Below are 22,812 nucleotides of genomic sequence, written 5' to 3' on the forward strand. Positions count from 1 at the left end.
CTGAATCCTATTGAACGGGATTTTGGATTGATACAACGATTTGTTTTGAACAACAGCGATTTTCAAACTGTAAGAGAAGGCATGAATGCTATCGGCGCATACATAGAAAAAGAGCTATCATTTAGTTGAAAGTGTACTTAAGGTGGTGGAGATTTTTGATATGTGTGAGCAGTTATTGGGGGAGATACCTCATCGCTTTCAGCATTTCAATAACAGAGTAAGAGGCGCGTGTCACACCCATGCTCCTCATATCTGTGTCAGTTCCAACCACATACATATTTTTTATCGGCGTTCTTACTTCAGGGAATTTTATATTCGTGGATATCGCCGCTTTTTCAGGGATTAGTATTTGAGTATGCCTCATTTCTACATGATCTTCTATTCCTGGAATTGCAGAATATATTGTTTCAAGAAGGTGTTTCTCATGTTTTATCGGATCCTCATCAGGGTGTAGAAATGCGCTGAATCCTATCAGCTGTTTTCCGGCCGGTGCAAGATGCGGGTCATATCCTGTTGTTGGCATTGCCCAATAGGGCGCTCCGCTGGAAAACCACAATTCTGAGCCGCGATAATTCATCGTATTAATCGGATTTTTGAGGCCCAGCCATATTGTCATTGCTTTTGATTGCTTCAGTTTTTTTGCAGATGCCGCCCATTCGTTTGGCATGTCTGTAAGCTTCGGCAGGTTTTTTACCTCTCCGGAATAGATTATTGTATCGCATGAATATTCTTCTTTTTTTGTTTCAACTCTAAAACCGTTATTTTTCTCAGTTAGTTTTACAACTTCTTCATTTGTTTTCACACCAACATTTTTCGTAAATGATTGAAGCACACAATTAGTTATTGTCTGTATTCCACCAAGGGGATAGCCTTGTTCATGGTAGCTTTTGTTTACCGCAAGCTTGAAAAAATCAGATATTTTTTCAGTTATCTTTCTGTCGCCGTCATTAACAAGCCCGCCGGCGCTTAATATGCGCCATGCTGGAGTTTCTTTCATTGAAATGCCGCTTGAGAAATACGAAAGTGCATCAATGAGCCGCAGGCTTGCATCGCTTAATCCTTCGTCTTTGACGAAATCGTAAGCAGATATGTCGCTTTTTTCAACTACGCTTAGGTGTGTTATTGCCTTAAGAACTGTTTTTGTAAGCTTTGCTCGATCTGATTTTGAAATGGCTTTGAAGTTCATGAATCCTTTTATGGTGTTTGGGAAACGCACGAAACCTTCAGGATAACGCACATAATAATCACCATGAGGCACAAATTTTGGGGCGGAATTAAAGTATGCATCCATTAGTTTTACGAGCGGGCCGCCATCCAGCCCGGTTATCGCATGCACGCCGGTGTCGACAAAAAAACCCGTGTCCTGGACTTCATAAGTCCTGCAGTTTCCGCCAACAACACCGGATTTTTCAAGCAGAAGAACTTTTTTTCCTTCTTTTCCGAGAGCAAGCGCTGACAGAAGGCCGGAAATTCCCGCGCCGACAACAATTATATCATATGATTTTTCTGACATGTGTTTGCACCATTAATCACTGATTTTATTTAAAGATTTTGCGAGTGAAAAAAAATACTGGGCGAGGTCCGTTTCCGAGCACAATCGTTCTGATTCCTCAGTTAGTATGGTCTCTATTTTCTGTTCTTCGGGCGTTATTTGCTGCGTAGGCGTTTGATTGATGTATATTTTTGAATGAATGTGCATAGTTCATGTAATGCAATGATCTGTTTCATTTCCGGGCATTTTGAGTTTATGTACATACTAAATAGTTCTGTATGTCCATTTATGGGAACCAAGCGCCCAAGAGCATTCATGTGGCACTGATAAATATTATTTATATTTTCCCGAAGTATGCGTTCTACGTCATTCTTTTCCATCGGATTATTTCGTAAATACTCATTCAGAGTCTCCGGCGTGTGCACCGTATTCACCTATGAAATAGTTCTTTTAAATTATCAAACAGTTTTACGTCAAACTTTCCTTGCTTCACTTCGGCGCCACCGCCTTTTGCGCCAAGGCTTTTCAGCTTTTCGAATTCTGCATCGTTTCCCTTAAAAACAAAAATTCCTGATTTGTTCACAAGCAGGACCTTGTCAAGCCGTTCTGCAATATTGCGCATTGTTTGGGCGTCAAAATCAACAAGCTTCACATCGCCTGATTTTATCAGCTTTGCTTTTACTTCCGCAATTTTTTGCGCCAGATATTCAATGTCTTTGCGTTCTTCTTTCCAGCGCGCAAATAACTCGCGCGAGAAGTCTTCAGGATTTTTGCGTTTGATGCCTTTTGCAAATTCCTGGAGATCCACATATTTTTTTCCCGCTTCATATTTTATGTTTTCTTTTGAAAGATTTTCGCGAAGCTCATTTATTTTTGATTTTTGGATTGCGTATTCTTCCGCAAAGCGCATAAGCGTTTCAAGGACTTTCTCCCTTGGCACAGAAAATATTTGCGCGATTTTCTCAATATCTTTTTCATTCACTTTAATCTGCGGGGAGAGGCTTTCAAAGAATGCATTTAATTCCTGCAATTCTTTTTGCGCGCCTATTTCGTATTTTTTTGCGGCATTTCCTGCCGCGAATTCGATGCGCACAACGCCGTCCTGTATCTTGCTTGAGCCGATTATTTTTATGATTTCGGCTTCTTTTGTGTTTTTCAGATGCGTTCCTCCGCAGGCTTCGACATCAACGCCTTCGATTATTATCGCGCGCAGGCGCTTTCCCGGAACTGCGCCGCCCTGATACAATCTAAAACCGTATTTCTTTTCCGCATCGGTTCTTGGAAGCAGCATGCTTTGGACCGGAATCGCGTCTTTTACAATCTTGTTTGCAATCGCCTCAATTTTTTTGATTTCATTGCTGTCAAGAGAATCATAATGAGTTATGTCCAGCCTTCCTTTATCAAGAGTTTTTTCCGCACCCGCCTGCCAGATGTGGCTGCCAAGTATAATTCTAGCCGCGCCGTTTATGATGTGTGCGGATGTGTGGTGCTGAGCAAGCTGCAGTCTTCTTGATTTTTCAATATCGCACTTTACTGTTTCGCCTTCTTTAAACGAACTTGCCGGAGCTTTTAGTTCATGGATTATGACATTTCCTTGCTTAAAAACATCTGCGATTTCAATTCCATTTATTTTCCCCATGTCGTGCATCTGCCCGCCAGATGTCGGATAGAACGCGGTTTTGTCAAGGACAATATATTTGCCTTCAATTATTTTCAGTACTTTTGCATCGAAATTCAGCAGCGCGTAATTGTCAAAGTACAGAATATTTGTTTCAGGAATGCTGCTTAGGTTAAATGTTTTTGCCTTTTTTGTTTCCGCCTTTGCTGCAACCTTCTCATGCCTTTCCGCGACTTTTTTGTAGAAATCGTCAGGAATAGTTATTTTCAGGCCTGCAGATTTCAGCATTTCCGGGCTGATGCCGTTTGAGTCGTAAAGCTCGATCAGCTTGCTTTCGGTTGCGTCTTTTTCAGAAAGCCCTGAAACTATTTTTCGCGATTTTTCCTTTGTCTCGGCGTATTTTCTTTTTTCGACTTCAATTATCTTTTTTACTTCTTCAAGGTTTTCCAGAAGCTCGGGATATTGCGCTTTCAGGTATTTTGCATGCCATTCGCAGACATCGTTTAAGTCTACATTCCAGCCATACTTGTTTGAGATGTCAAGCGATCTTCTAAGAAGCACGCGCAGATTGTATCCGCCTCCGACATTAGATGGCAGAACTCCATCAGAAAGCGCGACAAGCAGCGATCTTGTATGGTCGCCGATTGAATAAATTCCTGCAAGAGGCATGATGTGCTCTTTTAATTGCTTTGCGTCAATGCCGATTTTCTTTGCGATTTGCGCCCATGTTTTTTCAATGTCTGCGACCTCATCGATATTCAGAAGGCCTGATAGCGGAAGGAATTTTTTGAATATCTCTTTATTCGGCGCGATTCCTGTCAGTTTGTAAAGCTTTTCTGAAACTGTCGGAAAAACAGTTTCATAGCTTGTGCTTGCGCCGTTTGTGAACCATGAGTATCTTTCCTGCCCGGTGCCCATGTCAAGTACTTTGATATTAAGGTCTTTCACAGCGCCGGATTTTACATCGTACTGCATATATACTTGATTTCCGAGTTCAAGCCCTCCTGAAAAAAATTCAATTGAAGGCCCCATATTCCCTCCGCCGGCCCAAGCATCCTCATGGAATTGCAAATGCTCTTTCGGAATTTTAACGCCTTCAGTCAGCCACGTGTATATGTGGCGCAGATAATCATGCGGCGCGTAATCCTTTGGCTTCATGAACGCATGTTGCCCAATCATGACAAATCCGGAATAATGCCTTCCGGTAATGCCTACATTATCAATATCGTTAAATCGCAGGCAGAATTGCGGCACAACAAGCGGGTTTGCAGGAGGGTCTACTTCGCCTGACACTACATACGGCTGAAAATCATAAATCGATGCCTGAACAAAATCCGTGTCGTCCCGCCATCTTGCGGCAACCGGATATCGCGCAATCGGGGTGTAGCCGAACTTTTTGAATGTTGATGCGAATTTCTGCCATGTTTCGACATAGTCCATTTTGGCTTTTGCAGGCGTGTTTCCGATAAATGTGTAGCCGCCGGAGCAATCAGGCTCGCCGCACACTGTTCTTTCGGAGTCTGTCGACCAGAAGAATGTTCCGCATTTCGCGCATTTTTTTCTCCGGAAGCCTTCTGCTTTGAGCACAGCTACGGGATAGTATTTTTCAGGCTCTGCCTGGGCTTTTAGCTTGAAGGCGCGCTTCATTTCTAATTCCAGCGCTTTCTGCGGCGCGATTGGGACCGGCATGCGATATGATTGGCGGGAAATTTTAATAAGCGTTGGTTTAATCACTACCGCCAATCTTCAATCCAGAAATCAAGATATTCTTCACCTACGCCGTTTTTGGCACCATATTCTTTAACTTCTTGAAATTCCTTTGATGACCATTTTTTCTCTTGCGGAATTTTGAATACTTTATTTACGAAAGAAACATAAACGAATTTACCATTCCAAAAATGAGCATACCGCCCATATTTTAGTTCTTTAGAGATTTTTTTAGCTACTTCTTCAATGTTTTTATCATCTGTTTCGATTTTAAATAAGTGCCAAAAGCGAGCGTTTTTTGATTCCGGACGGTCTTCAACTTTAACGTAAATTTTTCTAAATTCATTAAGTAGGGTTGGAGTATTCAATGACTCTGATAAGATAAATCCCTTAAACATACTGAAGAATTGTGGCTTGGAACTTAAAAACGTTCATTAGTTACTGAGTTATCTTTTTCAAGTATTTAGCAATATATAAACTTTCCCGCGAAAATCAAGATATGCAGAAAAATCAATCTGTACGAAAGAATAAATATAGTTCTTGTTCGAATATTATTGATGCTCTTTGGTGAATTTATGAAATCATGGAAATTTTTTAACGGAAATGCAATTTCCAAGCTTTCATTTCCAAAGTAAAAGGTGAATGAAATGAAATTTTACTCAGTAAGCGGCTATAATGAAGTCGGAAAAAACATGTCTGCTATTGAAGTGGGCGATGAAGTGATAATTCTTGACATGGGAATACACCTTGACAAGATTGTGACACTGACAGAGGAGGAGCGCAAAGTTCCGACAAAAGAGCTGATTGATATTGGCGCACTTCCAAATGATGAATGCCTCAAAGGAAAAAATGTCGTTGCGATAGTGCTTTCCCACGGGCATTTGGATCACTGCGCAGCTGTTCCGAGGATGGCTGAGCGCTACGGGTGCCCGATTGTTGGAACGCCGTTTACTCTTGCGATTATAAAAGGCCTTCTTGCAGATGATGGAAAAAGCGGCCTTGTGAAGAATTTGTGCCAGATAAACCACGGCGAAACAATGCGGATTTCAAAGAATTTTGCTGTTGAGATGGTACACATAACGCACAGCATCCCGCAGGCGTCAATGATAGCACTGCATACAAAAGAAGGAATAATAACATATGCCTGCGACTATAAGCTTGACAACAACCCCACATTTGGGCCCAAGCCGGATTATAAGCGCATAAAACAACTTGGCGCAGAAGGCGTGAAACTGCACATAAGCGAATGCCTGCGCGTGGCAGAAGAAGCTCGCACCCCTCCGGAATATGTTGCCAAAATAATGGTTAATGATGCAATAGATCGTGCTTATGAGGACAATACCGCGGTTATCATAACGAGTTTTGCATCACACATAACACGGCTGCGCAATATAATCGAAGCAAATAACGGGCGTAGGGAAGTAATTATGCTTGGACGTTCGCTCGATTCGTACGTCAATGCCGCGAAAGAATGCAAGCTTATTGAGGCAGACGACATCAAGATTTATGGACGAAGAAAAACTATTGCAGCGGCGCTTGAAAAAGTGAAGAGTCATCCGGAAGACTTTCTACTTATTGCGACAGGAAATCAAGGAGAGCCGAATTCCGCGCTTTCAAGGCTTGCGAGAAAAGAGTTTCCATTTGCCTTGCGAAAGCAGGATCAGGTGATATTTTCTTCAGAAGCGATTCCGAATCCGATAAATGAGGCGAACCGTTATATTCTAAAGCGCAATTTGTATGAGCAGGGCGCGCGGATAATGGAGCACGTTCACGTTTCAGGGCATGCGCGCAGGGAAGACCACCGCGATATGTTGAAGATGCTTCAACCTCAGTATGTCATTCCGAACCACGGAGAAACAGAGCGGCTTGCGTCATTCGCATCCCTTGCAATGGAGGAGGGCTGGAAACTCGGCGACACTGTAAAGATAATGTCGAACGGGCAGAGCGTCGGGATAAAGTAGCCTAGAGATTGCCAAATTTCCAATTTTCAGGCAATTCGAAAGCCTCGTTTCCTGCGCCATAGAATTCAACAGCTTGTTTTATGTGGGGGACTAACGCATTTATAAAGCATTCTGACTTGATTGAAATGTATTTTTTATACAGCTCTTCCGGAATTTCTAGAAGTTTATAGGGAGTTTTTTGCGATGGGAATACGTTTAGCAAAACCGGTTTTTTCATATCAACTTTTAGAAATAACTCACTTTGATTATTGACTGCTACAATGCCGTTTGGATTAATGCCGTTTTGATATGCATAATTTGGCATGAAATCAAGTATACTGAGGTATGCCTTTTTATCGCGTGTTATTGGCACTGCTAAAAGCTCAAAAGGACGGCTTTTTCCGATAGTGAAGCGGGAAGTTATGTTGGAATATCCTGTCATATATTCACAATTCCTACTAAGTGATGAAAGTTTATATATGGAGTTTATTGAATGATTGGAAGGTTAATTTTTCAAATCATTATTTGCGCAGTTGTGCAATATTTTCAAATTTGGTTCTCATTAAATATATAATGTATGGACACTCATAGTATTTCATGATTTCAGTTTTCAAAAAAACCATTCGTGATAAAGAGCTCCAGCAGATTGATGAGCCGAAAGTGGGCTCGTGGATTTCTCTTGTTGATCCTACTGAAGAAGAAATAAACAAGATTGTTGATGAGCTGGAGCTTGACCGCAAGAATCTTACTGATGCGCTTGACGAATACGAGCTTCCAAGAATAGAAAAAGAAGAAGGCGTAATGTATGTTCTTATAAAAACACCGATTGAAGAGCAAGATGCAATATACACAATTCCAATAGGCATTGTCGTGACCAAAGATTACATCATAACAATAACAAAGAAAACGAATAGCGTTATAGAAAGCGTATTGTCAAAAAATAAGAACATCTGCACAACACAAAAAATCAATTTTATGATACATTTATTTCTTCTTGTGAGTGATAAGTACGATCAATATCTGAAAAAAATATCCAAGGATATCAAGCGCAGAAAAACAAAGATGGCGGATCTTTCAAATGAAGACATAATTAATATTATTAAGCAAGAGGAAGTGCTTAACGATTTCATTTCATCTTTTTTGCCAACTGTAAATATTTTCGAAAAGCTTTTGGGCGGAAAATATATTCCGCTTTATCAGAATGACAAAGACATTATAGAAGACGTCCTCATAAATTCCAGGCAGACGCTTGACCTTTGCAGGAGCAACATAAAGACAGCAACAAACATACGTGAGGCGTATTCTACAGTGCTTTCAAACAACCTGAACAAGACAATAAAGCTCCTCACTGTTTTTACAATAATCCTTGCCATTCCGACAACAATCGCGAGCCTGTTCGGCATGAATGTATTGCTGCCGATGAAGGATAATCCGCACATGTTTTTGTACATCCTGTCTTTTGTGTTTGGAATAACGTTGCTATTGGTATATATTTTTTTCAGGAAAAAGTGGATATGATTGGCGGATATGTTTTTCGGATTCAGAAAGCATTTTCAAGATGCTTCATCGCGCTTTCAAGAAACTTATTTGCGATTTTTATTCCTTCATCGGTCTTGATTTTACCCATCATCGCGCGCGTCTTTTCAATGCTTCTTGCCTTTGCTTCTGTTGGCGCAAGATTCTTTTTCTGCTCGTCAAAATATGATTTGTAGGTATCCTCAATGAAAATTATCCCGTCGGCATCCTGCAATATTCTCTGCTCCATTCCTTCAACAGGAGTGCCAAGAGGATGCGCTTTTATGGCTCCGAATATTTTGTCGCGCGTCCTTTTATCAAGCTTGAACTCTTCAAGAAATTGCTTAGCTATTTTCACGCTTTCTTTTGCGTGTTTTTCATCGCCTGCATCGGCGCCGATATCGTGCAGAAGCGCAGCCATGATAACCGTGAAAATATCCGCATGATATATTTCCGCAAGGTGGCGCGCGTAATTCCTTGCGCCGAATACGTGCCTGAGGTATGCTTCTTCGGGCTGCCTTGTTTTCGGCACGCTGCACCTAACAAAAGCTTCAGTTTCTCTGACTATTTTCTCCCTGTTTTCCATAGACATTAATGCGCGCGAAGTATGATAAAGGTATCTGCGTGTGTGTTGCATATGTGATTTTTTGTACTCAATCCGAAACAAAACCAGAGCTTATAGCCATTTTCTCTTTCGAAAGTATGCCAGCATGGAAATTGTTATTGCAATCATTACAACCCAAACCGCAGCATAGCCCCAATACCAGTTGAGTTCAGGCATATTGAATGGCGATGCGCCTGTGTTGAAATTCATCCCATAAACGCCTACAATGAATGTCAGCGGGATGAATATCGTCGCAATTATTGTGAGGATTTTCATAACTTCGTTCATCTTGTTGCTCATGGTTGAAAGGTATAGATCTATCATGCCGGAAAGCATGTCGCGGTAAGTTTCCACAGTATCGATTATGCGCACAGTATGATCGTAAAGGTCTCTCAAATAAATTCTTGTGGACGCGCTTATCAAGCGCGATTCACCTCTCAGAAGAATGCCGACCATATCCCTCAGCGGCCAGACTGACTTGCGCATAAAAAGCATTTCCCTTTTCAGCCGATGAATGTTATATAATGTTTCATGCTTTGGCTCTTTCATGAGCCGTTCTTCAAACACCTCGGTTTCATCACCCATCTTTTCCAATACTATAAAATAGTTATCAATAACGGCATCCATAAGGCTGTATGCCAGATAATCCGCCCCTGCTTTTCTTATATGCCCCGTTCCCGCACGAATCCGTTCGCGAAGCGAATCAAAAACATCCCCTTCCAGACCTTCCTGAAATGATATGACAAAATTCTTTCCCAATATGATGCTGACCTGCTCAGAAGTTATCTTTTTTTCAGAATCGGTATACGACAGCATATTAAGCACAATGAAAATATGGCTGTCAAAGATCTCTGCTTTTGGCCGCTGCATTGCGCTCATTATATCTTCAAGAATTGTTGGGTGTATCTTGTAATGCTTGCCTATGGACTCGACGATATCCGGCCGGTGAATGCCGTCTATATTTATCCAGGTGATTGTGGTCTTCTCTTTGTACTTGAAGCAATCTTCTACATTTCTTACTTCCCTTTCCTGGAACTTTTTTTCATTGTAATAGAATACGGTGATTTTTACAGGAGCGTTGCTTTTGTCTCCAAGATATATGAGACTTCCCGGCATAAGGCCTGCTTTTTTTGACATTTTTTTTAGGATGCGCGACAAACAAACACCATAAATACTTGCTGATAGTTATTTTGTGTTCTGAGTATATATAATTCGAACGTTCCGCGGATGATTTTATTTCGATGCGTGTATAATTTCAACAACATCTCGGTGCTTAAGTTCTGCATCCCCTGCTATGCGCTTTTTTGTCCTGACATCGATTGCGTAAAGAAAGTGCTTTCCAAAATCAGTATGAAGCGCGTATGCGAAGTCGCGCGCATTCGCTCCCGGCGGAAGAAGAAAGCAGTCCGGCAAAACATTGCCTTTACTATCTGTTAGCTTGTTTACACCCCCCGGAAAAATCGCGATGTATTTCAGGAAATCAAACACTGCGGCGTCAAGAACATTCTGCACACCGGTCGTTCCCCATTTTTTTAGGAACTTCGACATCATCTCAAGCCCTACTTTCTGCTTGTCGTTCAGCGCATCCGGCGTAAGAATCTTAAAGTCATCATTTCCGGGCACATAATCTATCATGCCTTTGCGCGCAGCTTCCCTTAGCGCAAGCTCCATCTCTGACGAGCACGGAACAAAAAGAATGTCCGGGAACTCTTTTTTAAGCGACTCAATGTTTTTTTCTGCTGTTGAAATATCCATTTTGTTTGCGGCAACAAGTATTTTTTTTGTGTCGCGCCGAATATGTCTTGCAAGAGCCTTTCGATGTTCCGGAGTCCAAGCCTCCGGGTTTGCCGGAAGAGCGAGAGCTACAATGCCTTCGGTTATTGTTTTGTCAGTTACTTTGAAGCTTGAAAGCAATTCTGATAACTGCCCCTCAATATTTTTTTTCTGCATGTTTGCCGCGCGCGATATCTTAAACCAGTGGCGTTCAATGATTGAGGCATACCACAAGTCTATTTCATCCTCAAGGAATTTTACATCTATTGCAGGATTGTGTGTTCCAGCAACTACATTTTCGCCTTTTTCATTTGTCGAGCCGGAGGCATCGATTACATGTATCAGGACATCAGCATTTGAGAGGTCGCTCAAGAACTGGTTGCCGAGGCCTTTTCCCTCATGCGCGCCAGGAACAAGCCCTGCCACATCAATCATTTCAACAGGCACAAATCGCATGTGGTCTTTGCACATACCGAATCGCGGGTTGCATTGCACGCCAAAATCTTTGTCCGCGCATGCGACTCTCACATAGCCGGTGCCAAAATTCGGCTTTATTGTTGTAAATGGATATGCCGCTATTGCAATATCCGCAAGCGTTGCCGCTTTAAAGAATGTCGATTTTCCTGCCGATGGTTTTCCTACAAGGCCTATGGTAAAACTCATGATTATCTGTAATTAAGTGTCTGGGAAATTATAAAAAGCAATATAGGAAAATTTGCATCCGTCAAATTAATTAATCTGCGTTGTTAATTGCTTTTATGGCTGACGAAAATTCCAAAGCTGCTGCAGAAGATGCTGCTAATGCGGTCGGCAGAAAACCGGAAAGTCCGCGAGTCAGGCCGGTTTATTTTGTAATTGCTGTCGTTGTTTTTGGATTAGTAATTGGTATGATTTCTATCGGGGAAAAATCCGATATGCCCACAGGTAAAGTTCTTGAGCCTGTTGCGCCGAGCATTTTCCCTGAACAGATTGCTGAATTTAATACTGTCGTCGCAGAATGCAACCAATATATTGCAGAAAGGGACAACAATAATACAATAGATTGTTTGAGGAAGGCAGATGCGATTAAAACCGACCTGAAAGTTGTTTCTGCGCTTGCAGATCTTTATTATTTTACAGGGAATGATGGCGAGGCAATAGCATATTATTCGCGCGCAATAGAAATTGAGCCCAGTGATACGCGACTGAGGTATAATTACGCGCTTTCTCTTGAGCGAATGAACCGGACTGAAGATGCTCTTGCGCAATACGCAAAAGCCGCTGGCTTGGAGTCTAATTACACTGCTGCGATTAACAACCGGGGCATTCTTTTGCAGAAGCTCAAAAGATTCAATGAATCAAAGCAGGAATTTGAGAACGCGCTTGCGATTGAGCCTAACAACACCATAATTCTTGTTAACTATGCGAACGTGCTTGCTGAAATGAATTTTAAAACAGAGGCTGAGCAGAAGTACCGAAAGGCCATTCAGCTAAGCCCTAATAATACGGGAATTTATAAAAATTTCGGGCAGTTTCTTTTCATGAACGGCAGATATGCCGAGGCAAAGGATATGTTTGATAAATCGGTTTGATGAATCATTTGTTGGTTAAAAAGCATTTAGTCGGGTGTAAACGTATTATAACTTGCACTGCAAATTCAATGCATGAATGTTTCTGAACTTACACAACTTCCGGAAAATGCGCGCAACACTCTAATCTCCGAAGGCATCACAATACTCAATCCGCCGCAGGAGCTTGCGGTGAATGCAGGCCTGCTAGATGGCAAAAACATGATTGTTTTCGCGCCCACGGCATCAGGAAAAACATTTGTGGCAGAGCTTGCAATGCTTAACATAATTCTTAATCTGCGCAAAAAAGCAGTTTACATAGTTCCATTAAAGGCACTTGGCTCCGAGAAATACGAGGAGTTTAAGGCGCGATACGCTCCTCTTGGCATAAAAGTCGGGGTCTCAATGGGCGACTATGATTCAGAGGATTTGTGGCTTTCGTCGCAGGATCTTATAATTGTCACAAGCGAAAAATTGGATTCTCTTATGCGCCACTACATTCCATGGATTCATGACGTGGGGCTTGTTGTTGTTGACGAAATACATCTGCTGAATGACATTTCGCGCGGCCCGACTCTTGAAATTACAATCACCCGCATGCGCGATACAATCAGTCGGAAAGCAAATGCGCGTGAAAACGCGGCAATCGGCCAAAAAACAAATGCGCTTCAAACGGCAATAAGCGGCCAAAAAACATTATTTCAGATGCTCGGATTATCTGCAACAATTTCGAATGCAGAAGAGCTTGCAGGATGGCTTGGCGCTGAACTAGTTCAATCAGATTATCGTCCGATACCGCTTAAGAAAGGCGTTTATTTCGGCGGATGCATAAGTTATGGCAGCGAAAACGAACAAGTAAACCAAAAGCATGACGACGACGTTTCTGATATGATTGAACACGCGCTTGCTAAAGACAGACAGGTGCTTGTTTTTGTGAACTCCAGAAAATCAGCAGAGGCGCAGGCTGAAAAACTGGGTGATGTTGCAAAAAAATATGCTGATATCAGCATTTCAAAAACAATGGCGCGTGACGCAATTGGTGCGCTTTCAACGCCAACAAAGCAATGCAAGCGACTCGGTTTATGCCTTGCTCAAGGAACTGCGTTTCATCATGCGGGCCTTGTGCCTAAGCAGAGAAAGCTGATTGAGGATTCGTTTAAATCAAAAAGCCTCAAGGTCATTTGCGCAACACCCACGCTTGCAATGGGCGTGAATCTTCCGTCATCGGTTGTCATAATAAAAGACATGCTGCGCTATGCCGAAGGCTACGGCATGCGGCCGATTCCGGTTCTTGAATACCAGCAGATGGCGGGCCGCGCAGGAAGGCCGAAATACGACAAAGAAGGCTTTGCAATTGCAGTCGCGCGAACAGAAAACGACATAGAGCATATTTTTGACAATTACATAAACGCCGACACTGAAAAGATTTTTTCAAAACTCGCGCTTGAGCCGGTTCTGCGCATGCATCTGCTTTCCCTCATTGCAACAGGCCATATCCATACAGAGGGCCAGCTTACAAGGTTTATGGAAAAAACATTTTACGCGCATCAGTACAGCGATTTGACAGAGCTTAAGGCAAAAATGAAGCGCATGCTCCAGCTGCTTTCTGATTACGGGCTGATTGAAATTGATGGTGCTGGCGGGCTGAATAATGGCGCTAATGGGTCGCAAAATCAGAAGCCTAATCAAAAAAATACTCTAAATGCTCTTTTTATGACTGCCGATAATTTTGTAAAGAGTTCAACTTTAAATTCAATTTCAAGTTCAAATTCGGGTGATAAGCCAAAAGAGCTAAAAGCAACGCCTCTTGGAATACGGGTTGCAGAGATGTATATTGACCCGGAAACCGCAAACCTGATAGTTGAGTCGCTGAAAAACGCGCACTCAAAAAAACTTAACGAGCTTTCGTTTCTGCATTTGATTTCAAACGCGCTTGAGCTTTATCCGCAGCTGCGCGTCCTTAAAAAAGACGAAGATTTAATAGACGGCGCGCTTACCGATTTTCAAGATTGCTTTATTGTTCCTGAAAAGCTTTTTGATTATGAATCGCAGGCATCAACAGTCAAAACCGCGCTTATGTTTAATGCATGGATGAACGAGAAAGGGGAAGATGCTTTGCTTGAAGAGTACAATATTGCGCCGGGAGAACTGCACGTAAAGCGCGACACAGCCGACTGGCTTTTGTACGCGGTTGACGAAATCGCGCGAATCGTCGGCATAGCAGGCATGCACAAAGAGATATCTGATTTGCGCATCCGCCTGAAGCACGGAGTAAAGCGCGAGCTTCTGCCGCTGGTTGCGCTGAAAGGGATTGGAAGGATGCGCGCGAGAAAATTATTCAACGCAGGGCTCAAAAGCGCAAAGGATGTCAGGGAATGTGAAGCAGGCGCGCTTGAAAAAATTGTGGGAAAGAAAACTGCGGAATCGTTGAAAGCAAATTTGTGTGAAAGTCTGTAATTGCATCCTTATTTTATCCGCTGTTATGCGTTCCTGATAGGGAAAAAAACAAAGTCGCGAAGGCGCCCGAAAATTCGTTGCCACCGCAGTTCTTAAGGGGTTGCCGTCTATTTTTGAATTTTGACCGAAAGCTTTATATAGTATTATGAATATATATTCATAATTAAACTATGGAGGTAGAAAAAATGTCAGGACAAGATGGAACAGGGCCTTTAGGGTTAGGACCTCTTACAGGAAGAGGGCTTGGACCTTGTGGTTGCGGAATGCGAAGAGGATTTGGCGGATGTTACGGAAGAGGTTTTTGGTCTAGAAGACAGGTAACTCTAACAAAAGAAGAAGAAAAGAAAATCCTTGAAGCAGAACTTAAAGAAATTGATTTGGAAAAGCAAGAGATAGAGAAAAGACTAAAAGAAATGAAGTAAATCCTTTCTCTTGCTTTTTTCTTTTCGTAAAATTTAAATAAGAATCTGAATAAGTATTCAGTATGGCACGCCCAAGATTGTGCAGAAGAGTCGAATTTAACCCAGATGTTACTTATTTCAAACCGCAAGGAATTCCTTTAAGAGAATTAGAAGAAGTTATTTTGCATGTTGACGAATACGAAGCAGTCAGGCTTAAAGAATTAGAAGGATTAGAGCAGGAAGAATGCGCTAAAAAAATGAATATCTCACAGCCGACTTTTCATAGATTAATTTTATCTGCAAGAAAGAAAATAGCCGATGCTATTGTTAATGGTAAAGCAATCAAAATAGAAGGAGGTGTTTATAAAATGGCCGGAATGCCAAAAAGAAAATTCAGGTGCTATGATTGTGGGTTTGAGTGGGAACTTGATTACGGAACTGGAAGACCGGCAGAATGCCCAAAATGTAAATCAAAAAATATTCATAGGCATCCTGAAGACAGGGGACCTCAACGAGGAAGGGGTTTAAGAGTAGGAAGAATATAGTGACGGCAACCTTCTTAAAAAGAAAGTCACGTTTGGTGACTCTTACTATGAGCTGCTTACATCAAACAGATTTATGCGTGACTATCCCAGTTCGCAAATATCCGGGTTTTATAGTTTATGTGCCCCGAAAAATCCGAGGAAATCAAGCGCCTTATTGCGATATTTCTTAAAACTAAAAGTATGTTTTGATGATTGGTGCGGAGAGAAATTTCGAAAATGCATCCAAAACATTAAAAAGCTTGTGAATTAACTTATGCGTATAAGTTTATGAGATGATCTTATGGGTGACGAACCAATAGAAGGACAGCAAATTGAAGCAAAAGACTGCAAAAAAGGCGTTTTCATAATGGTTGAAGGCATACCGTGCAGAGTTACGAATCTGCAGATTGCAAAAACCGGAAAGCACGGTCACTCAAAGGCGCGTGTCGATTGCGAGGGCCTTTTTGACGGCAAAAAGCGCGTGTTTATTCAGCCAGGCGGCGCAAAGGTCCTTTCTCCAAATGTCGACAAGCGCGTAGGACAGATTCTTTCTATAGAAGGTGAAAACGCGCAGATAATGGATTCCAAGACATACGAAACATTTTACGCAAAAATTCTGGACGAAATAAAAAGCACAGTAAAAGACGGCCAGGAATGCGACTACTGGGTTGTTGCCGGTCAGAATGTTGTAATGGCTGTGCGTTAGATGATTTTGGTATTTGGGTGTTTTGTGCGCTTAGAGATTCTATCGTAGCCGATGCGTTTTAAAAACTACTTATTCAATAGGGTGCAATAGTAGTATGCGGTGTTTTATTGATAATAAAGCAGTTTACAGCAAAAAACGGAACTATATTTGTTTTGCGCACATTTGAACGAAAGGATTTATCACGCGTAAACGAATTTATGAATTTTGTAAATGATATTGTCGAAGAAGACGATTATATACACACCAATAAAAAACAAACGTTGAAAGAAACCAAAAAAGATCTTACCGATATGTTAAAAGCGAGTTTGAAAAAAGAATCATTTGCGGTTGTTGCTGAAATTGACCAAAAAATAGCCGGATTTGCAGACATTACATCAAAAAAATTTAGAGAGAATCATGTTGCAGTTATTGGAATAATTATTGGGCGAACATATCGCGGAATTGGTTTGGGCTCTCAAATTTTGTCAGCTTTGATGGCTGAAGGCAATTTAAAACTTAAGGAAAAACCAAAAATTATCGAATTAGAAGTCTTTGAAACAAATAAAAATGCTCGAATAGTTTATCAAAAACTGGGTTTTAAGAAAATTGCGGAATTGCCAAATAGAGTGCAAAGACGCGGAAACTTAGTATTTAAAATAATGATGGAAAAATATGTTTGATGGTTCTTATGTTTGAAAAAAAAGAAAGTTTGGTTAGTGAATCCAAACCGCGCGACGATATCGTTTATTTTCATTCTATCGAAAAGAAGTGGCAGAAGAAATGGGCTGAGGCAAAAATCTTTGAATCAGAAGCCGCGCCGGGAAAGCCGAAATTTTTTGCTAATTTTCCTTATCCGTATATGAATGGCAAGCTTCACATAGGGCATCTTTATACTTTTTTGCGCGCGGAAATTTTCTCCCGCTACAAGCGCATGCGCGGATATAATGTTCTTTTTCCTTTCGCATTCCACTGCACAGGCACGCCTATTGTGGCTGCTGCAAGGCGAATAAAAGACAAGGAAGAAAAGCAGGTTAAGATTCTAAAGGACATGAATATTCCTGATTCTGAACTCAAAAAGTTTGAGAATCCGCTTTATTGGATTGAATATTTTCCAAAAGCCGCCAAATCAGATCTTCAATCTCTTGGCGCAGCAATAGATTGGCGCAGGTCTTTTCGAACCACTGAAGTAAATCCGCCGTATTCGAAGTTTATCGAATGGCAATTCAACAAACTTAAGGAAAAAAATTATGTTGTACGCGGCGAGCATCCGGTTGCATGGTGCCCAAAGGATAAAATGGCAACAGGCGACCATGATCGGATTCAGGGTGAAGGCGTTGTTCCGGAAGAAATGACGCTTGTGAAATTTGAAATCGACGGGAAAATACTTCCTGCTGCAACATACCGGCCTGAGACAACTTTTGGCGTAACCAATATGTGGCTGAATCCGGATGCAGTTTATGTCGAGGTAAGGGTGGATAAAGAGACATGGATTGTCACAAAAGAGACTTTGGAAAAACTCAAAGACCAGAATCACGCGGTTTCAGTAATCAAAGAAATAAAAGGAAAGGAATTTGTCGGAAAATTTTGTATAAATATCGCAACCTGCGTCAGCGTGCCGATTCTTCCTGCTGTTTTTGTCGATCCGAAAATTGGTACGGGTGTTGTGATGTCAGTGCCAGGGCATGCGCCTTATGATTATATTGCGCTTCGCGATATTCAACGCGCGCCTGAAAAATACGGAATGAAAGTGGAGCAGGTTTCACAGATAAAGCCGATATCACTCATAAAGGTTGAAGGATTTGGGGATTTTCCAGCTGTTGAAATTGCGGGAAGCATGAAAATCGAGGGCCAAAGCGATGAAAAGCTTGAAGAGGCGACAAAAACAATTTACAAGAAAGAGTTTCATGGCGGTATACTTAAGGATATCACCGGCAAGTACAAGGGAATGACTGTTGCAAAAGCAAAGGATATTATCATATCTGATTTCAAAAAAGTTGGTGCAGCCGTCTCATTTTATGAGCTCCCGGAAGCCGTGGTCTGCAGGTGCCTCTCGCCATGCCATGTGAAAATAATTGATGATCAGTGGTTCATGAAATATTCTGATGCCGGATGGAAGGCAAAAACGCACAAGGCACTCGACAACATGAATCTTTGTCCGGATGAATCACGCGCCCAGTTCAACTATGTCATTGATTGGCTTAATGATTGGGCTTGCTCGCGAGAATTCGGGCTTGGCACGCGCATTCCTTGGGACAAAAAATGGCTGATAGAATCGCTGTCGGATTCAACAATTTATATGGCGTATTATACAATCGCGCATATAATACAAAGCGAGAAAATCGACGCTTCAAAAAGCTACGATATTTTATTTGATTATGTTTTCCTTGGAAAAGGAACCGCAGCATCGGCTGAAAAAGATTCCGGCATAAATGTGGAAAAAATCGAGAAGATGCGATGTGAATTCCTTTACTGGTATCCATTTGATTTCAGGAATTCCGCAAAAGACCTTGTTGGAAATCATCTTACATTTTCACTTTTCAACCATACCGCAATATTTGATGAAAAATTCTGGCCAAAAGGCTTCGGCGTCAACGGCTATGTGACTGTTGAAGGAGAAAAAATGAGCAAGAGCAAAGGCAATTTTTACACTATGGAAGAAATACTTGTAAAATACGGCGCAGATGTTTCAAGAATCACAGATATGATGGGTGGCGAGGGGCTGGATGACGCAAACTGGGATTCCCGCCTTGCAGATACTTTTTCAAAAAAGCTTTTTTCAATCAAGGAAATGGCTTTGAGCATTGCAGATAGAAAGAAAAAGAAAGGCAAAGGGGCGGAAAACTCCGGCCATATCGACAGATGGCTTGTTTCACAAGTTCATCGCCAGATAAAGCTTGCAACAGTTGTAATGGATGAAACAAAATTCAGAAGCGCGCTTATGGCGTCATATTATGACATGCAGGCGGCGCTTAAGTGGTATGAACGAAGGGCAGAGAATACAAATACTGATGCGGCTGCATTTTTTATCGATGCGCAATTGAAGATGCTTGCGCCGTTCACTCCGCACATATGCGAGGAGCTGTGGAGCGAACTCGGAAAAAAAGGCTTTATTTCGGCTGCCGAGTGGCCTGAATTTGATGCAAAGAAAATTGATGAGAACGCCGAGAAAATGGAGGCCTTGATAAAACAGACACTTGAAGATGTGAACGCGATAAAGAAAATCGTCAAAAAAGATGCGAAGCAAATAAATATATATGTTCCAGAGATATGGAAATACGATATGTACGCGCTTGCACTGACAAAGCCGAAAAATCTGATTGCAGAGGCAATGAAAAACACAGAGATAAAAAAACAGAGCGAGGCTGCGGTAAAATTCGCGCAGCAGCTCGCGAAAAATATGAATGTTCTTGAAAAAACGCTGTCTAAAGAAGATGAGATTATCGCGCTAAAGAGCGCGGAAAAGTTCTTTGCAAAAGAATTTGGATGCGCGGTTTCTGTAATTGATGCAGACGGCGCAAAGTCAGACAAGGCGCAAAAAGCCGTGCCCGGAAAGCCGGGAATTGAGATTGTTTGACGTAGAACTTCTCGTACCTACTTATGAAAAGTGAATATTTACGTATTTTTAAATATTCGCGATAAAATAATTTTGATAGTATGACCGTTTCTAATGGTTTGGACAAAAATGCAGAGCCTCCATCGCCTCAAAAATATCGGCTCGGCATATTGCTGTGCGTAAAAAACGGCATTTTTGAACCAGGGGTTATAGCAAACGTTTTACAGCTGGGGCCGCATTATACGGCAAATCTGATGCTTAGATATCAGGGATTACTTTCTAAAGACGGGGGATTAAAAACAGACGGCATAAGTGTGCTTGAAACTCTAGAAAAAGAGTATGCTGAGCAAACTCATTTTTACAGAAAAAGAATGGCGGGGTTGTCTGAAAATGGCGAAATAAGCAAGAATGTGCTTGCGACAAAAGAACCATATAATTCAACAGGGCGCGATACGTTTACACCATCAAATCCTAAAGCTAATGATCCGAATATGGCTGCAACTATTGACAAACAGGCAATTCAAGAAGAATTATTCGGAAGCCAATACATGAAAGATGAAAAAGAAAAAACGATGAGATGTTTTGATCGTAAGGATTACCATAAAGCCCGTTTATTATATCAGGTGAACCAAGGAAATAATAACAATGCCGAGATAGCAAAAATTTTGGGAATTTCTACACCTTATGTTTATCTTCTTTTGGCAGAACTTGAAAGAGATTCATTGTTTGTTGGCACTCGAAAATCGAAAAAGCTTAATGAAAAAGGCGCTGCAACACTTTCGCGCCTGACAGAAAAATATGGCGCCTTAGACGATTCTCAAAAAGACGCACCACATACGGAATATAAACAAATAAAAGAATTGATAAAAAAACCATCAGAACCCGATACACGTCTTTCTCAAAACCTCGTGCAGAATCAAGTAAAAGAAGAAATTAAGCCGGCGAAAGTTGATACTAAAATCAGCGATATTATCGGCGTTAATGATGGGCTGCCTGCAAATGAACTTTCCGATGAGCCCGAATATGTTAGAAATGATCTGCTTGTTCTTAAGCTTTTGATGGGGGTCGAAAGCGGGCTTAAAGCAGATGAATTATTGGATTTATTATCCGATGATGGCGGTTTGTATACTCTTGAGTCGCGGCTTAGGAAAGAGAAGCTATTTTCAAAAAAACTTGATGTTTATAGGCTAGAGGGTTCCGGCCGCAAAAAGTTGGATTCTTTGAAACAGGAATGCAGCACAGTAGTTCCTGAATATGCGGATATTATCGATTATCTGCGCGTAAACAAAATGATGCCGCCACAAAAAAAGAATGCATATATCACTGCTCCGGCCGGAAACGCCCCAATAGCAAAAGACGAAAAATTACAGGAGATTTCTAAATCAGAGCATGAAAAGCCGAAGTATGAAAAGGAAGAAACGCCTTATGTTTCAAAGGAAACTGTTGTTGAAGCTTCAATCGAAAAAAATCCTATTGAAGTAATACTTGCTGAAAGCACGCCGCCGGAAAAAGCCCCACAAAAAGAACAAAGACCTCATTTACTTTATCCGGATAAAGAACTATTCGATAAATTACATACTGAAGAAACTGCGCAATTAAACGTTGATAGCGTTCCTTCAGATAAAAAGATTGCAGAAATAATTGAATCTCATAAATTTATTGATGTTGAAGAATCTTCGGCTGAAATAACATATAGTTTAAACCAGGGTTATGTAAGGATTACTGACGGTATGGCTGGCTTTAATCTGCTGAAAATCAATAATTCATATAATTCAAACCCAAATCCCTCTGATTACGGAATGAGGGTCAAACTTAGCCCGGAACTCGTGCTTCTTGAACTTGTGAAGCGCACTAAATCGACAAAAAAAGATTTGATGCATTATGCCGACACATACAATAAAAGAGATTGGGTAAATAGTACCCGTGTTTTGAAGAATGGGGTATTAATAAAAGAATCCGAAGGTATGTTAACGCTTACCGAAAATGCTATGAAATTGCTTGATGATGCAGAATACTGGCTATCGATATACTTACGCGGAGAAGACGAGCATTGCACACGCCGTTTTGATGAAGACGAGTCGTGTCTTCCAGCATTTATTAGAGGTGTGGGGAAGGTGTCATTGCATTCGCCATCTTCGACAGTTCTTAACAAGATTAAAGAGTATTGTGCAATTCCAAAAATAGGAGAGAAAGAAGAGCAGCCTGAACGAACGGCTTTTGTTAAGCCTGAGCCAGTTGTTGTTTACGAGGAGCTGCCAAAAATAAAACCTGTAGTTGCCGAATCAACAATTTCAACAATTAAAAAGAACGGAGATTCTTTAAAAGATACCGGAATATATGTAAAAGGTCATAGGTATGTCGTTTTTCTTGGCGGCAGAGGGCAAAGAACAATTGTTGCGCGTAATCGTTTTCAAGATATCGGAAAAAAGTATCTAAACGCACTTAAGACAGAGGGATTAATTGACAATAATCTTGATGAAACATATTTGGATTTAAAAGATTTGGGCTGGATTACAGATAATAACGTAGACAAAGTAAAAACGGATAAGGGACAGGCAGCAGAAAGAATATTGGAACAGCTTATGAGTTCATCCAATGTTGTGGCATAATCTGTATTGTGGATATTCTTTATTTTACAGCCTTTTCAAACTCATCCATGAAGTCTTTTGTCTCGGATTCACAGCGCTTTATTGCAGAAACAAGGGCATTTCTTGGGTCCTTTGCCTTGACAATGATTTTCGGGCTTCCAAGCGAAGGGTGCTTCTTTTCATAGGCTGCAAGCGTTACGCTGTTGTCTTCCCATAGCGATTCTCTGATAAGATTAGGGATTGTATGCCTTTCGCCCTCGATTTCCACCACAAGGGAGTCTTTTTTCTCTTCAAGAACATTGATTTTCATTTTTAATCACTTTCTTCACCGAAAAATGAAATCCTTTCACAAGCTTCGCTTGTTTTGGGATTTAATGTTCCCAAAAGCTTGAAAAGCCATAGGCTTTT

The 22,812-nt window shown here is 41.3% G+C and carries 18 protein-coding genes; 10 read left to right on the forward strand and 8 right to left on the reverse strand.

All coding sequences use genetic code 11. The annotated features are described in order from the left end of the window. Positions 1 to 172: 172 nt before the first annotated feature. The 3 genes from KKB09_03420 to KKB09_03430 form a co-directional block, all read right to left on the reverse strand. Positions 173 to 1,513 (reverse strand): NAD(P)/FAD-dependent oxidoreductase, encoded by a 1,341-nt coding sequence (locus tag KKB09_03420; protein ID MBU4300248.1) that lies wholly within the window; start codon positions 1,511 to 1,513, stop codon positions 173 to 175. 409 nt (positions 1,514 to 1,922) lie between these two features. Then, entirely contained in the window at positions 1,923 to 4,799 is a 2,877-nt protein-coding gene (gene alaS / locus KKB09_03425) for an alanine--tRNA ligase (GenBank protein ID MBU4300249.1), read from the reverse strand. Between the two features lie 44 nt (positions 4,800 to 4,843). Continuing rightward, on the reverse strand, positions 4,844 to 5,215 hold the full coding sequence (locus tag KKB09_03430) for a hypothetical protein (GenBank protein ID MBU4300250.1): 372 nt from the start codon (positions 5,213 to 5,215) through the stop codon (positions 4,844 to 4,846). A 249-nt stretch (positions 5,216 to 5,464) separates the two neighbouring features. Between KKB09_03430 and KKB09_03435 the strand changes: the two genes are divergently transcribed. Beyond that, a complete protein-coding gene (locus tag KKB09_03435; GenBank protein ID MBU4300251.1) occupies positions 5,465 to 6,778 on the forward strand; it encodes an RNase J family beta-CASP ribonuclease in 1,314 nt (437 codons plus the stop codon). A gap of 1 nt (position 6,779) precedes the next feature. Here KKB09_03435 and KKB09_03440 read toward each other — a convergent pair whose 3' ends face one another. Next, a complete protein-coding gene (locus KKB09_03440; protein MBU4300252.1) occupies positions 6,780 to 7,199 on the reverse strand; it encodes a hypothetical protein in 420 nt (139 codons plus the stop codon). Between the two features lie 155 nt (positions 7,200 to 7,354). Between KKB09_03440 and KKB09_03445 the strand changes: the two genes are divergently transcribed. Then, on the forward strand, positions 7,355 to 8,275 hold the full coding sequence (locus KKB09_03445) for a magnesium transporter CorA family protein (protein MBU4300253.1): 921 nt from the start codon (positions 7,355 to 7,357) through the stop codon (positions 8,273 to 8,275). A gap of 22 nt (positions 8,276 to 8,297) precedes the next feature. Here the strand turns inward: KKB09_03445 and KKB09_03450 are convergent, their stop codons facing one another. From KKB09_03450 to KKB09_03460, 3 genes are all read right to left on the reverse strand, one after another. Further along, complete coding sequence (locus KKB09_03450; protein ID MBU4300254.1) at positions 8,298 to 8,858, reverse strand: HD domain-containing protein; 561 nt, start codon at positions 8,856 to 8,858, stop codon at positions 8,298 to 8,300. 90 nt (positions 8,859 to 8,948) lie between these two features. Beyond that, the gene (gene corA / locus KKB09_03455; GenBank protein ID MBU4300255.1) at positions 8,949 to 10,034 is read right to left on the reverse strand and encodes a magnesium/cobalt transporter CorA; all 1,086 of its coding nucleotides are present in this window, start codon (positions 10,032 to 10,034) and stop codon (positions 8,949 to 8,951) included. Between the two features lie 75 nt (positions 10,035 to 10,109). Continuing rightward, positions 10,110 to 11,312, reverse strand: coding sequence for a redox-regulated ATPase YchF (locus KKB09_03460; protein MBU4300256.1), 1,203 nt, complete (start codon positions 11,310 to 11,312; stop codon positions 10,110 to 10,112). Positions 11,313 to 11,407: 95 nt separating this feature from the next. Between KKB09_03460 and KKB09_03465 the strand changes: the two genes are divergently transcribed. The 8 genes from KKB09_03465 to KKB09_03500 all read left to right on the forward strand — a co-directional run bounded on the left by KKB09_03465 (position 11,408) and on the right by KKB09_03500 (position 22,425). Beyond that, complete coding sequence (locus KKB09_03465; protein MBU4300257.1) at positions 11,408 to 12,220, forward strand: tetratricopeptide repeat protein; 813 nt, start codon at positions 11,408 to 11,410, stop codon at positions 12,218 to 12,220. A gap of 72 nt (positions 12,221 to 12,292) precedes the next feature. Beyond that, positions 12,293 to 14,653 carry a DEAD/DEAH box helicase gene (locus tag KKB09_03470; GenBank protein MBU4300258.1) on the forward strand — a complete coding sequence of 787 codons (2,361 nt, stop codon included), beginning with the start codon at positions 12,293 to 12,295 and terminating at the stop codon, positions 14,651 to 14,653. Between the two features lie 185 nt (positions 14,654 to 14,838). Then, entirely contained in the window at positions 14,839 to 15,075 is a 237-nt protein-coding gene (locus KKB09_03475; GenBank protein ID MBU4300259.1) for a DUF5320 domain-containing protein, read from the forward strand. A 62-nt stretch (positions 15,076 to 15,137) separates the two neighbouring features. Continuing rightward, on the forward strand, positions 15,138 to 15,599 hold the full coding sequence (locus KKB09_03480) for a DUF134 domain-containing protein (protein ID MBU4300260.1): 462 nt from the start codon (positions 15,138 to 15,140) through the stop codon (positions 15,597 to 15,599). A 280-nt stretch (positions 15,600 to 15,879) separates the two neighbouring features. After that, a complete protein-coding gene (locus KKB09_03485; GenBank protein ID MBU4300261.1) occupies positions 15,880 to 16,284 on the forward strand; it encodes a translation initiation factor IF-5A in 405 nt (134 codons plus the stop codon). Between the two features lie 107 nt (positions 16,285 to 16,391). After that, positions 16,392 to 16,943 carry a GNAT family N-acetyltransferase gene (locus tag KKB09_03490; GenBank protein ID MBU4300262.1) on the forward strand — a complete coding sequence of 184 codons (552 nt, stop codon included), beginning with the start codon at positions 16,392 to 16,394 and terminating at the stop codon, positions 16,941 to 16,943. A gap of 8 nt (positions 16,944 to 16,951) precedes the next feature. Continuing rightward, entirely contained in the window at positions 16,952 to 19,837 is a 2,886-nt protein-coding gene (gene leuS, locus KKB09_03495; protein MBU4300263.1) for a leucine--tRNA ligase, read from the forward strand. 80 nt (positions 19,838 to 19,917) lie between these two features. Beyond that, a complete protein-coding gene (locus KKB09_03500; protein MBU4300264.1) occupies positions 19,918 to 22,425 on the forward strand; it encodes a hypothetical protein in 2,508 nt (835 codons plus the stop codon). A gap of 19 nt (positions 22,426 to 22,444) precedes the next feature. Here KKB09_03500 and KKB09_03505 read toward each other — a convergent pair whose 3' ends face one another. Continuing rightward, positions 22,445 to 22,714, reverse strand: coding sequence for a DNA-directed RNA polymerase subunit L (locus KKB09_03505; GenBank protein ID MBU4300265.1), 270 nt, complete (start codon positions 22,712 to 22,714; stop codon positions 22,445 to 22,447). Between the last annotated feature and the right edge of the window lie 98 nt (positions 22,715 to 22,812).

The sequence above is a fragment of the Nanoarchaeota archaeon genome, assembly GCA_018897155.1.
In the GTDB taxonomy this organism is placed as follows: Archaea; EX4484-52; EX4484-52; order EX4484-52; family LFW-46; genus LFW-46.